The following is a 14,477-nucleotide window of genomic DNA, read 5'->3' as shown; positions in this document are numbered from 1 at the left end:
GGATTCATTTATTTACATAATTTTAACATCCGAAGTAAAAATTTAAGGTAAACACATTCAATTTTTAACCTAAACAAAATGTATGAAAACAATTTCTAAAAAGTTGTTGCTTTTACTAGTACTGTTTCCGTTAAGCATGTTGGCCCAAAGTACTGTTACAGGAACTGTAACTGATTCAAATTCAGGGCTTTCGCTTCCGGGAGTAAGTATTACGATTCAAGGTGGAACCAGTGGTTCAACCACAGATTTTGACGGAAATTTCTCACTTTCGGGTGTAAAACCCGGAGACGTCATCGTATTCTCATTTTTGGGATACCAAAATGCCACTGTTAATTATAGTGGACAATCAACTTTAGCTGTTAGCATGAGCGAAGATGCCTCTCAATTAGAAGAGGTGGTCGTGATTGGGTATGGTACTGTTCGTAAAAAAGATGCGACAGGTTCGGTAGAAGTGGTGACTTCGGAAAAATTTAACCGAGGAAACAATGTAACGGCTGAAAATCTTTTAAACGGTAGAGTTGCGGGACTTTCAATTAATACCGGTGGGGCTCCAGGATCTGGTTCAACAATCAGAATTCGTGGAGGTTCTTCGTTAAGTGCAAGTAATGATCCTTTAATTGTAATCGACGGTTTGCCTATAGATAATGCAAATTCTGGAGGTTCAACGAGTATTTTAGCTTCGATTAATCCAAATGATATCGAGTCTTTTTCAATCTTGAAAGATGCTTCTGCAACGGCAATTTATGGTTCGAGAGCGTCAAATGGAGTAATCATTATTACAACTAAAAAAGGTGGACGTGGTGGATTACAAGTGTCCTTTAATTCATTAACTACGTTAAATACTTTAGATCGAAAAGTGGATGTTTTGTCTGCAGATGAATTTAGAAGTGTTGTAAATCAATACGGAACACCAACTCAAATTGGTTTGTTAGGAACTGCAAATACAGATTGGCAGGATGAAATCTTCGCTAATTCATTTTCGGTTGATAACAATTTAAGTGTTAGAGGTAATTTGTTCAATGCCATTCCTTCAAGATTATCAGTAGGTTTTACAGAAGTTCCGGGATTGTTGAAAACAGGAAAGTTTGAAAGAACGACAGCTTCCTTGGCGTTAAATCCTTCACTTTTTGACAACCATTTAAAAATTAGCGTGAACGCAAATATTTCTTGGCAAAATAACCGTTTTGCAGATGAAGGAGCTATCGGAAACGCTATTAGATTTGACCCAACACAATCAGTTTACGACCCAACTTCAATTTTAGGAGGATATTTCGAGTGGTTTGAGCCAGATGGAGATCGTGTGGCAGTTGGAGCACAATTCAACCCGGTTTCTTTGTTGGAGCAAAGAAGAAATATTACCAATAACAGAAGAATTTACGGAAATGTACAATTAGATTATAAATTGCATTTCTTCGAAGATTTGAGAGCGGTTGTAAATTTAGGATTAGACAAACAAGATGGTAGCGGAAATAATATTTTGGCACCATTTAGTCCTGCCGGAGCGCAATCAGGAAATATCAGTGCTGGGAATTATGTAAATTACGGAGCTGACAATTATTTCTGGGATGATCGTCAAAACAAATTGTTAGATGCTTATTTAGTATATAATAAGGAGATTGGTAAAATTAATATCGAAGCGACTGCGGGATATTCTTACCAACATTTCGAAGCAGAACAATATAATAGTGGAAACGTATTGAGTCCAACGTGGGATCCAATTGCAACACCAGACATTAATACAGAAGCAGATGTCAACCTTCAATCCTATTTTGGGCGTTTGAATTTAGGTTTTGATGATAAGTATTTGCTAACTTTTAATTACAGAAGAGACAATACATCTCGTTTCTCACCGTCAATCCGTGGAGGAGATTTCTATGGAGCGGCATTTGCTTGGAAAATTTCTGAAGAAGCTTTTATGGCAGACTTTAAAAATCTTTCGGACTTGAAACTACGATTAGGATATGGTATTACGGGTCAACAAGATATTTCGGCAAGAATGGCTTTCATTCCAAGATATTCTACCTCTACAAGTCCACAAGCACAGTACCAATTTGGAGATTCTTTTGTATCATTCGGTCGTCCGCTAGGATACAATACTGGATTAAAATGGGAAGAAACCGTGACGTATAATGCGGGTATTGATTTCGGATTTTTCAATGATAGGTTAACAGGAGCTGTTGATTATTTTTACAAAGAATCAGGTGATTTATTGGCTTTCGTAGGTTATCCTGATGGAGCTAACTTAAGTAACGAAGGGTTTACCAACTTAGGTAGTTTTACAACTCAAGGACTTGAATTTAGCGTTGCATACGATATTTTTAAATCAGAAGATTTTACATGGAATGCCAACTTCAATATGTTTTACAACAAAAGAAGAGTAGAAGAATTAGCCAATGGCGAATCGGTTCCCACCGGAGACATTGACGGTGGTGGAGGTAACAGAATTCAAGTTCACACAGAAGGTTTTGCGCCAAACGCATTTTTAGTGTATGAACAAGTTTATGATGAAGCAGGTCGTCCGGTTGAAGGTGTTTATGTAGATAGAAATCAAGATGGTATAATAAATGCTGATGATTTGTACAGATATAAAAAACCAAATGCAGATTATACTTTTGGTTTCATGAACAATTTATATTACAAAAATTGGGATTTGTCTTTCGCAATGCGTGCGAGTTTAGGAAATTATGCGTATAACAATATCACTTCTACAAACAGTTACTTACTTTCAGGGGTTCGTTACCCAGATGTGATCAGTAACCTTGGAAGAGATTTTTTTAACACAGGCTTTTTAGCGGAAGGGAATAATTATTATTCAGATTATTATGTGCAAAATGCATCATGGTTTAAAATGGATAATATTACGTTAGGTTATACCATTAACGACCCTGTAAGAAATGAAAAATCAAGACTTAGAATCTACGGAGCGGTACAAAACGTATTTACAATTACTGATTACGATGGTATTGACCCTGAAGTTCAAAACGGAGGAATTGATAAAGCTGTTTATCCAAGAGCAAGAATGTTCATGTTAGGTGTGAATTTCGACTTCTAAAAAAAATGAAAATGAAAAAAACAATCGATTTATTAGGAAAAAAAGTGATTCTACTGCTCATGTTAATGACAGTTGTAATTTCCTGTACGGATGATTTAAACGTGTTGCCGGAAGACGATGACGAGTTTACATCCGAAAAATATTACCAAGATCCACAAGCATATCGCATGTTTTTGGCAAAATTATATGCAGGTCTAGCAAGAGCTGGAACTGGAGAAGGAGATGGTGGGGAAGATATTGGAGGAATCCGAAATGATTTCAGTGTTTACATGAGATCCTATTTCACCATGCAACAATTACCAACAGACGAAGCTATTATTGCTTGGGCTGACGGAAATTTACCATCAATGAACAACCACACCTGGTCAGGAAACAACGAATTTATCTATGTAATGTTTTCAAGATCATTGTACCAAATTAGTTTGGCAAATGAATTTTTGAGACAATCAACACCTGATTTAGTAGCAAGCCGTCCGGTTGCACCAGAAATTGCAGCCGATATGACTTCTTACCGTGCAGAAGCAAGATTTTTGAGAGCACTTTCATTGTGGCATGCTATGGATATGTTCGGGAATGTGCCTATTCTAACTGAAAATGATCCGGTAGGATTTTATTATCCACAACAACGAAGCAGAGAAGAAGTTTTCAACTTTTTGGTAGAAGAGTTACAAGCTATAGATGCCGACTTAAAAGCTTCTCAGCAAAACGAGTATGGACGTGTGGATAAAGTGGCAGCCAGAATGTTATTGGCAAAACTTTACCTTAACGCTCCAGTTTACATTAACCAAAATAAAAATATTGAGGCTTCCCAAGCTTTGGCTGACGTTTTGAACTCAACTTATACCATTGCAGATGTTCCTTATAGCTATTTGTTCATGGCAGATAATGACACTAATGGAGCACAAAACGAATTTATTTTCCCTATCCGTTTCGACGGTCTTTATACTACAAGTGGAGTCACTAATTATTTAGTTCACGCATCTATCTTGAGTAGTATGAATGCAAGTGATTTTGGAGTAAATGGAGGATGGAAAGGATTAAGAGTTCGAAGAGAATTTGTGAACAAATTTACAACCAATGACGATCGTGCCATGTTTCATACCCTAGGACAAACTTTGGACATCGCGTCAATCGCAGATGAAACACAAGGTTATGGTTTTACAAAATGGACAAATCTTCGTTCTGATGGCCAACCATTTAACGATCCAACCGGAAACTACGTAGATACAGATTTTCCAATGTTTCGTTTAGCTGACGCATATTTAATGTATGCAGAATTGGCTACAAAAGGTCAAGGTTCTCTTGGTCAGGCTGTAACCTACATTAATGAACTTCGTATGCGTGCTAACGCGCCAACAATTTCCCAAGCTCAATTAAATCCTGATTTTGTTTTAGACGAAAGATCTCGTGAACTTTCTTGGGAATGTCACCGTCGTCAGGATTTAATCCGTTTCGGAAAATTTACGGGAGGTTCTTATTTGTGGCAATTTAAAGGAAACGCTGTGAACGGCGCTCCAATCGCTGATCATTTAAAAGTATTCCCAATTCCGGATAGAGCCAGAACTTCTAATCCAACTTTACAACAAAATACAGGTTATTAATATTAATAAAAATGAAAATGAAAAATATAACTAAATCAATTATTGCACTTTTTACGGTATTTGCCGTAGCGTGTTCATCAGATGATGTAGAAGATAGACCGGTAATCATGCCTGTTGATGCTCCCGTTTTATTAGCACCAGAAAACGGAAATTCTTATGTACTAACAGTAGAAAATGCTACAATGCAAGCGGAAAGATTTGTCTGGTCAGCAGCAAATTTTGATCAGGATGTAGCCATTACTTATGAAGTAGAAATAGACTCTACCGGTCACGATTTCGACAATCCTGCATCATTGGGTTCAACTGTTGGCGGTTCTCAACTCTCTGTTTCAGTTGAAACACTTAATAACGCAGTAAGTTCTGTTGGAGGTATGGCTTTCGAAGAAGGAACTTTTGATGTTCGTGTAAAAGCAAGTGTAAATGGGACATTCGAACCAATGTACAGCAACGTGATGACAATTTCTGTAACACCATACGTGGCTTTAGACCCCGAATTATTTATGGTTGGTGCCATTCAGGGGTCATACGGTTTAGGAGAATGGGATAATACAACTGCTATCCCAATGAGATACGTAGGTAATGGAACTACAAAAGTTTTTGAAGCTTACGTTAAAGTAAATACTGGTCAAGGATTTAAATTTATTGGAGAACAAGGAACTTGGGACAATGGTAATTACGGTACTATCGGAGGAGCTCAAGACGGTGTTTTAGAAAATAGCGGTGGTTCTAGCGACCTTAAAGTTGCTGACGTTGACGGTCCGGGACTTTATTATGTAAGAGTAGACATTGATGCACTAACTTACAAAGCTGTTAAAATGAATTGGGGTGTAATCGGAGATGCAACACCAGCAGGTTGGGGAGATGAAACTCCAATGACTTACGATTTTGCAACAAATTTATACACCTTTACTGGAACTTTAGCTAACGGTGAATTAAAGATGCGATCGAAAAATGTGGGACAAGCAATTTACAGCGAAGACTGGAAATTTGCAGTGGGTAATTCTGCCGAAAAATTTGCCTATGATACAGGTGCGCCAAATTTCCCAATCACAGCAGGTTCTTATACTATTACTTTAAGTATAGATTTCGATGGAACAGCTACTGTAACCGGATTATAAAATTAACTTAAAGGGCTGAACCAAAATTCAGCCCTTTTTTAACTTTATTTCAAATGAAAAAAATTACACTTTTATTTCTTTTAATTTCTTCTTTTGCGTTTGCGCAACAGCAAACCGTTACTTATAACGTTTCGCCGGCAACTTTTGAAGAAAATCAATCGATTACAATCACAGTTAACGGAAGCAGCATAAACGAATCCGCTTGGGCTGTTACCGGGAACGCTTTATATCTTTGGGCTTGGTCTTTTGACCAAAATTATTTAAACAATCAAGATTGTCCTACTAACGGAACTTGGACAAGCTCTAACGAAGCCAATCGATTGACTTACAATGCTGGAACTGATACTTACAGTATTACATTTGTCCCAACAACATTTTTTGCCCGCACAAATATCGGACGAATAGGTTTCTTGGTTAAAGCCAAAAATGGAACCGGAGATAAAAAATCGCAAGATATTTTAGTGAACGTTGGAACTTTCCAGGTGAATTTAACCGCCCCTGCGCAAAATTCTACTACCATTATCCCTTCAGGGGGAAACTTAACTGTTACTGCTACAAACACTGGTGGTAATGCCGCTTACGTTTTAAAAGCAAATGGAACAACAATTAACACAGTGCCTTCTGCTGCTAGTTTTTCGTACAACCACACCGGAATTACATCCAACCAAAATTATGTTTTAGAAGTAACACAAGGTACAACAACCATCACCAGAAATTTTGCAGTAGTCGTAAACGGTGGTGCCATTGCCGAAGCAATGCCTGCTGGATTACAAGATGGTGTCAACTACAATCCATCAGACCCTACTAGAGCAACTTTAGTTCTAAACGCTCCATTCAAAGATTTTGTTTACGTAGCGGGAACTTTCAACGGATACGCGCCATCAACAAATCACTTGATGAAAAAAGATCCTGCATCTGGAAAATTTTGGTTAGAATTAACAGGTTTAGTCTCAGGAACTTCATATTCTTACCAATATTGGGTAGGAGATCAAACTAATCGTCCGGCTAATTCACCAGCTTTGGTAAAAACAGCAGATCCTTTTTCTACCTTAGTTTTAAGTCAGTTTGACGATCCAGAAATTGCTTCTTTGGGAGTTTACCCAAGTCTTCCTGCATTTCCTGCAGGTCAAGAACGCGAAGTTTCAGTATTGCAAACGGGTCCAAATGCTTATTATCAGTACAATTGGAGTAGTGCTACCACTAATTTTGTGAAACCAAATAAAAAAGATTTGGTAATATACGAAGTTTTAGTTCGCGATTTTGACGCTTCAAGAACTTACCAAGATTTGATTAACAAAATTGATTATTTCAAAAATTTAAATATCAATGCCATCCAATTAATGCCGGTAATGGAATTTGAAGGGAATGAATCTTGGGGTTACAATACAGCTTTCCACATGGCATTAGACAAACGTTACGGGTCTGAAGCCAAATTAAAAGAATTTATTGATTTGTGTCATCAAAATGGTATCGCTGTAATTTTAGATATCGCTTTAAACCATGTTTATGGACGTTCGCCTCTAGAAAGAATGTGGATGACCGATACAAATAATGATGGATGGGCTGACGGAATCACCTCGGAAAATCCTTATTGTAATGCTAACGCTATGCACTCTTACAACGTGGGTCGTGACTTGAACCATTACCGTGAGCCAGAAAATTTGACAGTATATTATGTGCAAAGAACGATCCAACGCTGGATGAATGATTTTAAAATTGATGGTTTCCGATGGGATTTAACCAAAGGTTTTACACAAAATTGTCCTTATACCGGAAGCGGTTCTGCGCAAGATGCTTGTACAAATGCTTATCAAGCAGATCGCGTTGCAAAACTGAAATATTATGCAGATTTACAATGGGCAATCGATCCTAATTTCTATGTAATTTTCGAACATTTAGGAACTGGTGGTTCTTACGATGAAGAAGTAGAATGGGCAAACTATCGTAAAACCGGTGACGCTGACGGAATTTCCAAAGGAATCATGCAATGGCGAAAAATGACTGACGAATATGCCAATTTCTTGAAAGGAAATGGTACTAACTTAACTCGAGTAGCAGACGCAACAGAACGTTTCATTGGTTATGCTGAAAGCCACGACGAGGAAAGAGTAATGTATAAAGCCCTAACCGAAGCCGGACAAACACAAGGAAATTTAACCAAGGCTTTAGCAAGAATGCCAGCTTTAGGAGCGCTTCATTTGTTAGTTCCAGGTCCTAAAATGGTGTATCACTTTGGTTCATTAGGTTTTGACGATTCAATTTTTACTTGTAACAATGGAACCGTAAATACACCTAACGATGCAATTAGTGGAGATTGTAAATTAGATACAAAACCCCAACCGCAATGGACTGAAAATTGGTTGGGAGATACCGCTAGAAGAAAAATTTACGACGAATGGGCCAAAATGATTAAACTAAGAATCAATGAACCGCTTTTTGAAAACGGTCAGCATTTCTGGAATTTTGGAACACAAGGAAAACCCAGACTTGATGTAAGAACTAGTTTAACACCTACTACAGATTTGTCTTATGTAATTGTTTTAACTAATTCTACTAATAATACAGCATTTACACCAGGAGGTTTTCCTTACACAGGAACTTGGTACAACATGATCACAGGAGATTCTTTCCAAGTAACAAACGTTAACCAAAATATTACCATTGAAGCAGACGGCTATCGCGTGTTTGGGAACAAAGCACCAAATCTTTCAAATCCAACTTTTGAAATTGAAAAAATTACTTTGTATCCAAATCCTTCAAAAGGAATTTTTAATTTAAATAGCAATGCGACTCACGTTTCGGTATATTCAATCACCGGACAATTGGTGAAAGATTTCGCTGGAAATTTTGATGCAAATCATCAATTCAACATCGAAAGTTTAAACCCAGGAATGTACATTGTAAAAGTAAAAACAGAAAATAATGCCGAATCAACTTTAAAATTGATGAAGCAATAATTGTTTGGGTTAGTTTAAGAAAGAAAAGCCTTCTCTTCTTTCGAGAAGGCTTTTTTATATCTTCAAAAGTGTTTCCTTTAAGCCTTCGCCAATATTTCGCCAAAAGAAATTATAAAAAGATTTTTCAGGAATGCGTTCCAAATTATCAACTGTTGCTTCTACAATCTCTTCGTCAGAATCATTTTTTACCAGCAAATTACCCACAAAAGAAAGTAATTTATTTTTCTTTTGTGACTTATTTTTGCGATATACGGTAAGTTTTAAATCCTTATATCTCAAGGCAAAATCACCACTTGAACGCATGTCATTCCCGGTAAAATTAAAATAAACTTCGTTCAGCATTCCTTCAACTTCGGCATTCAGATAAGGTTTGGTAAACGGTTTTAGTCTTTTGGCCGGAAAATTTAAAATACTACCATTAATATTAAATCCGTCAGTTTTGTCCAAAACATTCAGTTTCCATTTTACCTTCATCGGTGAAACGTTCATAAAGTTACAATTTACATTAATCACTAAATCCGGTAATTTTGTCTTCCCGAAACCGCTGTTTACTTCGGTTGCAAACAAATTAAATTGATTAAACGAAAGTAACCCAGCTCCTCGTTCAAAAGTTTTTTCCTCTTCGTATTCTAAAGTTGATTCGCGAACTGCAAGCGTATCAACATGCAATCCAAAGGGAATTTCACGAAGCAATTTATTGTAAAGTGGCTTTTTCGAAAGATCGTCAGGCGGCATTTTCGGGCGGTAAATATTCGCAAATACACGATCCAGAAATATATTGGACGAATTAAAATAAAAATCATCATTTTTAAATCCCCAGTCCATATTATTAATCCTAATTTCGTCCGCATTAATCGTAAAAATATCTTTCTCTTTCGGCATTCGTCGTGTAAATTCCGGGCGATCATATTGCGGAATCAACCGAAAAGCTGCAAGTTTTAAATCATTTTTATCAACTGCAATTTGATTTGCCGTGATGTGGTAAAATTCGCTGGCACGAAAATAAATACTGTCGCAGTTCACAATAAAATCGCTATATTGAAAAGGAATTTTTTCCGAAAGCGTTTCTTCATCTAAAACTAACTGGTCAATCGCCATTGATAAGTTATGGACAATTAGTGAAGCCTTATTGTTTTTAGTAGAAATAATTTTTAAACTGCTGTTATTTAAAGCAATATCTCTTACAGAAATTGTATTTCGGAAAGGTTCAACCACACGATTTTTAATACTTTTCGAATCGTTTAAAGCCTTGTCATTTTCTTTGTATAAAATAATATCAGGTCTGTTAATCGTCAATTTTTTCGCCTGAATTTTTTCGCTAAAAATAATCTTCCAAGCTTTAATTCCTTCCACATTTATCGATTCAATAGTGGCATAAATCCCCGATTTTACTTCGGTTTTGTTCAAAGAATTTTTTGGCACCAAAACAATTTCTGATACCAAAGCATCACCACCCCAAATTGACACATCGATATTTTTGTAGGTAATTTGATAAGGCGAATCATTTTTTTCGTTAATGAGTTGTGGCAGTTTTTCTTTAATCCAAAAATTAAGTCCAATATTGACAACCGCCACCAAAACCACTAAAATTCCTACACCAATCAGTATTTTTTTCCAAATTGCCATTGCTTTTTTTCTATTAAATATAAACAGAAAATTGCAGTAAAAATCCAGACAACAATTTAATTATCATTTTTTTAAGAAGATTTTTTTTGAAAGTATAGCGTGGGAGAAGAAGCTATTTTTTGCGTGCGCAAAAGTCAGAAATGCTTTTTTCACGCAGAAAATTCAGAATAATTTACGGGAGATTTTAAAAACAAAAAACCCACTAATTTCTTAGTGGGTTTAAGTGGTACCTCCAGTCCCGATGTTTCGGGAGAACCAGAGACACTATTTCTTAGTGAGAAGGTCTGGAATTATAAGTGGGTTTTGAATCACTTTTTCAATAAATTTTTTGCTTTTCATTCGTTTAAAAAAATTTTCTAAAAAAATGGCTTCATTTCTATTAACGCATTCAAAAGTCAATGTCAATTTCCAATCATTACTAATTTTTGAATAAGAATTTTTGTAGAAATGTTCATTGTGTTTTTTGACACGTTCTTCAACATTGTGTGTTTCCCCAATGTAATATTTATTCGCTTTTTCAGAAAATAGGATGTAAAAGTAATGAGGCATATAAAATGAATTTTATAAAAACAAAAAACCCACTAATTTCTTAGTGGGTTTAAGTGGTACCTCCAGGGATCGAACCAGGGACACATGGATTTTCAGTCCATTGCTCTACCATCTGAGCTAAGGTACCGTACAATTTTGAGCATTACTGCTTGTTGATTGCGGGTGCAAATATAGAACGATTTTTAATTTATCCAAAATAAAAATTAAAAAAAATCTATTCGTACCTTCGCCGAAACAAAATTGATGATATGCTTTTAGCTATTGATGTGGGAAATACAAGAGTGAAAGCTGCTGTTTTTGAGGAGAATGTGATTTTAGAAACCTATATATTTAAGGTTGAAATTTTTTTGGACCAGACACAAAATATTTTAAAAAAATTTCCAAAAATTAAACATTTAATCATTGCATCGGTAGGAAAACTGGATGAACACGATTTAAAACCCCTTTCTAAAAAGGTGGAAATTGTGATAGTATCCCGCGATTTTCAATTTCCATTTCAAAATTTGTATCACACACCACAAACTTTAGGTATCGATCGATTGGTTTTGGCATCTGGAGCTACACTTTTATTCCGGAATCAAAATCGATTGATAATTGACGCTGGAACTTGCATTACCTATGATTTTGTCAATAATCAAAACCAATATCTCGGAGGTGCAATTTCTCCAGGAATCAAACTTCGCTATAAATCCATGAACGATTATACTGCGAAATTACCACTTTTAGAAACTCAAAACCCAGAGAATTTTATTGGTAAAACTACTGCAGAATCTATGCATTCCGGTGTGATTTTCGGTGTGATTGGTGAGATTGAAGGTTTTATCAATCGCTATCAAACTGGTTTTTCAAACTTTACCATAATTTTAACGGGTGGCGATGCGGAATTTTTGGCTAAACGATTAAAAAATACCATATTTGCCAATTCAAATTTCCTTTTGGAAAGCCTGAACGTTTTATTTCAATACAAAATCAAAAATGATTAAAAATATCTTAGTAAGCTTCGGTTTGCTTTTTTCAATGGCTATTTTTGCCCAAGAAGGTACTTCGTCTCCTTATTCTTACTATGGTCTTGGCGATGTTCGTTTTAAAGGAACTGCCGAAAATCGAGCCATGGGAACTCTTTCCATTGCCGCAGATAGTATTCACATGAATTTGCAAAATCCTGCAGGATATTCGTTCTTGAAACTCACTAATTTTGCCGTTGCGGGAACTCAAAATTATAACAATCTTCATTCAAACTCCGGTAGTGCAGATGCACAAAGAACCACGCTTGATTATTTAGCATTGGCATTTCCGGTTGGGAAAATGGGATTTGGTTTCGGGATTATTCCCTATTCATCAGTAGGTTATAGAGTTCAAAGCACGGGCGAAGGTTTGCCATCTAGGCAATATTCTGGAAAAGGTGGGTTAAATCGCGTTTTCTTAGGAGCTTCTTATAAAATCACAAATTATTTAAGCTTTGGTGTTGAAGGTAACTATAACTTTGGTGATGTTGAAACAACAAACGTCATCCAAAACAGCGGTGTTCAATATGGAACTCGAGAAATCAGTAATTCAAATCTTACAGGTTTTAATGCGAACTTTGGTTTGATGTTCGATAAAAAAATCGGAAAAAAATACCATTTCGCAGCAAGTGCCACTTATAGTCCGGAAGGAACAATTACTTCAGAAAATGAACGCAACTTAGCTACCGTTTCAATTTTTGGTAATGGAAATATTACTACAATTGAAGAAAGAAACCTTACTGTTGACGATACTGAAATTAAAATGCCGTCAAAATTTTCTTTCGGAGTAGGGATGGGTGAGCAAGGCAAATGGTTTGCAGGAGCCGAAGCTGTTTTTCAAGAAAGCAGTTCTTTTGGAAACCGATTTAACGACATTCAAAATGTAGCATACGAAAACTCTCAAAAATATGTTTTAGGAGGTTATTTTATACCCAAATATAATTCTTACGACAGCTATTTAAAAAGAGTAACCTATCGTGCAGGATTCCGCTATGAAACAACCGGACTCATAATTTCTGATGTGTCCATAAAAGATTATTCCGGAAGCGTTGGAGTAGGATTACCGTTAGGAGGAATGGCATCTAATTTAAATATCGGGTTTGAATACGGACAACGTGGAACAATTAAAAATAACTTGGTTCGCGAAACTTATGCCAATATAATCATCGGTTTATCGTTAAATGATAAATGGTTCCAAAAGAGAAAATATGATTAAACAGAGAATTTGTACGATATTGATTTTGTTGTTAATGGGATTCGGTGCAATTGCGCAAGAAAAATCCTGTAAAGAAAAATGGACTGATTTTTCGGAATTGGCAACGAAAAACAATTTCGACAGTTCTACTTACCAACCTTGGTTGGCAATAAAAAATTGCTCAGAAAACAACGAAGATTATTTTCTTTCCGGAATAAAAATTTTATCAAAAATGGTGGAAGCTGCCAATGCTTCTGCCGAAAAAGATAAAATGATTGCCGATTTGACAACGCTTTTTGACGAACATGACAAAAAATTTCCCAACAATCAAAATGGAAATAAAATTGCCAAGTCAGTTATTCTTTTCGAAAATAATGCCGCTTCTGAAAATGATATTTTTAAATTTCTCGATCAAGCGTTTGCCTCGCAACCTTCGCAGTTTAAGCAGCCTTTTGTGATTGATTTGTATTCAAAAGTTTTGGTCAATCAATTTCATGCTAATGCCGAAAATTTAGATTTAAACAAAGTTTTGCAAAAGTTGGATGCTATTTCCATTCAAATTAAAACTGAAAAACAAAAATATTGGCCAACGGTTGAAACTTTGGAAAACAAAAAACAAACCATAAAGCTAACTCCAGAAGAAATTCAACAATTAAATTCTGCAAAATCTTCTTTTGACAATTTAATTTTGGTGGAAGAAAATGTCAACGCGCGTTTTTTAAAATTAGCTACTTGCGAACAATTAGAAAGTTTTTATGCTGAAAAAATAAAAGGTGCCGATGCGATTTTGACGATGCAAAACAGTTTTGAGGTGTTATCACAAAAAAAATGTACGTCAGCTTTTTATTTTGATTTGACCAAAAAATTGCACGCTGAAAAACCATCTGCGGCAACGGCAAACGTTTTAGCATTTGAAGCCAGAAAAAACCGTGAGCAAGAATTAGCGATGAAATATTTTCAAGAAGCTGCCGAACTTGAAACAAATCTTTCAAAAAAAGCCGAATCTTATTATATGTTGGCAACCGTTCAGCAAATAAAGCACAAAGAACAAGCCCGAATTTCGGCATTAAAAGCATTGGAAATTAAACCAGATTTTGGAAAATCTTATATTTTAATTTCGCAATTATATGCCAATAGTGGCAAAATGTGCGGCAATTCAACATTTGATCAACAAGCCATTTATTGGTTAGCAGCCGAAACCGCAAAAAAAGCAGGGCAAGTGCAACCGAGTTTTGAAAAAACGGCAAACGATTTAGCCGAAGATTATTTGCGTAAAGCACCTTCCAAAGAGGATTTAAAAAAATCTGGAAAAAAAGCGGGCGAGGTTGTCACTTTTTCCTGCTGGATTAACCAAGCTGTGACCATTCCAAAATAA

Annotated in this window: 9 protein-coding genes and 1 tRNA gene; 7 read left to right on the top strand and 3 right to left on the bottom strand. The window is 36.0% G+C overall.

Annotated features, from left to right (window positions below):
* Nucleotides 1–82: 82 nt before the first annotated feature.
* The 4 genes from GV828_RS05230 to GV828_RS05215 are packed head-to-tail and all read left to right on the top strand — an operon-like array spanning nucleotide 83 to nucleotide 8,728.
* A complete protein-coding gene (locus tag GV828_RS05230; RefSeq protein WP_166536428.1) occupies nucleotides 83–3,052 on the top strand; it encodes a SusC/RagA family TonB-linked outer membrane protein in 2,970 nt (989 codons plus the stop codon).
* Nucleotides 3,053–3,063: 11 nt separating this feature from the next.
* Nucleotides 3,064–4,653, top strand: coding sequence for a RagB/SusD family nutrient uptake outer membrane protein (locus GV828_RS05225; RefSeq protein WP_166536427.1), 1,590 nt, complete (start codon nucleotides 3,064–3,066; stop codon nucleotides 4,651–4,653).
* Nucleotides 4,654–4,670: 17 nt separating this feature from the next.
* Complete coding sequence (locus GV828_RS05220; RefSeq protein WP_166536426.1) at nucleotides 4,671–5,771, top strand: SusE domain-containing protein; 1,101 nt, start codon at nucleotides 4,671–4,673, stop codon at nucleotides 5,769–5,771.
* Between the two features lie 53 nt (nucleotides 5,772–5,824).
* Nucleotides 5,825–8,728 carry an alpha-amylase family glycosyl hydrolase gene (locus tag GV828_RS05215; RefSeq protein ID WP_166536425.1) on the top strand — a complete coding sequence of 968 codons (2,904 nt, stop codon included), beginning with the start codon at nucleotides 5,825–5,827 and terminating at the stop codon, nucleotides 8,726–8,728.
* A 54-nt stretch (nucleotides 8,729–8,782) separates the two neighbouring features.
* On the opposite strand, the gene GV828_RS05210 is transcribed toward GV828_RS05215, so the two are convergent.
* The 3 genes from GV828_RS05210 to GV828_RS05200 all read right to left on the bottom strand — a co-directional run bounded on the left by GV828_RS05210 (nucleotide 8,783) and on the right by GV828_RS05200 (nucleotide 11,030).
* On the bottom strand, nucleotides 8,783–10,354 hold the full coding sequence (locus GV828_RS05210) for an AsmA family protein (RefSeq protein WP_166536424.1): 1,572 nt from the start codon (nucleotides 10,352–10,354) through the stop codon (nucleotides 8,783–8,785).
* Nucleotides 10,355–10,618: 264 nt separating this feature from the next.
* Nucleotides 10,619–10,903 carry a GIY-YIG nuclease family protein gene (locus tag GV828_RS05205; protein WP_166536423.1) on the bottom strand — a complete coding sequence of 95 codons (285 nt, stop codon included), beginning with the start codon at nucleotides 10,901–10,903 and terminating at the stop codon, nucleotides 10,619–10,621.
* A gap of 54 nt (nucleotides 10,904–10,957) precedes the next feature.
* Nucleotides 10,958–11,030 (bottom strand) — tRNA-Phe (locus GV828_RS05200).
* 121 nt (nucleotides 11,031–11,151) lie between these two features.
* Between GV828_RS05200 and GV828_RS05195 the strand changes: the two genes are divergently transcribed.
* Genes GV828_RS05195 through GV828_RS05185 form a run of 3 tightly spaced genes read left to right on the top strand, consistent with a single transcriptional unit; the run spans nucleotide 11,152 to nucleotide 14,477 of the window.
* Complete coding sequence (locus tag GV828_RS05195) at nucleotides 11,152–11,886, top strand: type III pantothenate kinase (RefSeq protein WP_166536422.1); 735 nt, start codon at nucleotides 11,152–11,154, stop codon at nucleotides 11,884–11,886.
* Entirely contained in the window at nucleotides 11,879–13,123 is a 1,245-nt protein-coding gene (locus GV828_RS05190) for a hypothetical protein (protein WP_166536421.1), read from the top strand. Before GV828_RS05195 ends, GV828_RS05190 begins: the two co-directional genes overlap by 8 nt.
* Entirely contained in the window at nucleotides 13,116–14,477 is a 1,362-nt protein-coding gene (locus GV828_RS05185; RefSeq protein WP_166536420.1) for a hypothetical protein, read from the top strand. The genes GV828_RS05190 and GV828_RS05185 overlap by 8 nt, the downstream gene beginning before the upstream one ends.

Origin of the sequence: Flavobacterium ichthyis, assembly GCF_009915155.1 — a bacterium.
GTDB classification, from domain to species: domain Bacteria; phylum Bacteroidota; class Bacteroidia; order Flavobacteriales; family Flavobacteriaceae; genus Flavobacterium; species Flavobacterium ichthyis.
This window is presented reverse-complemented; position numbering and strand designations above follow the sequence as displayed.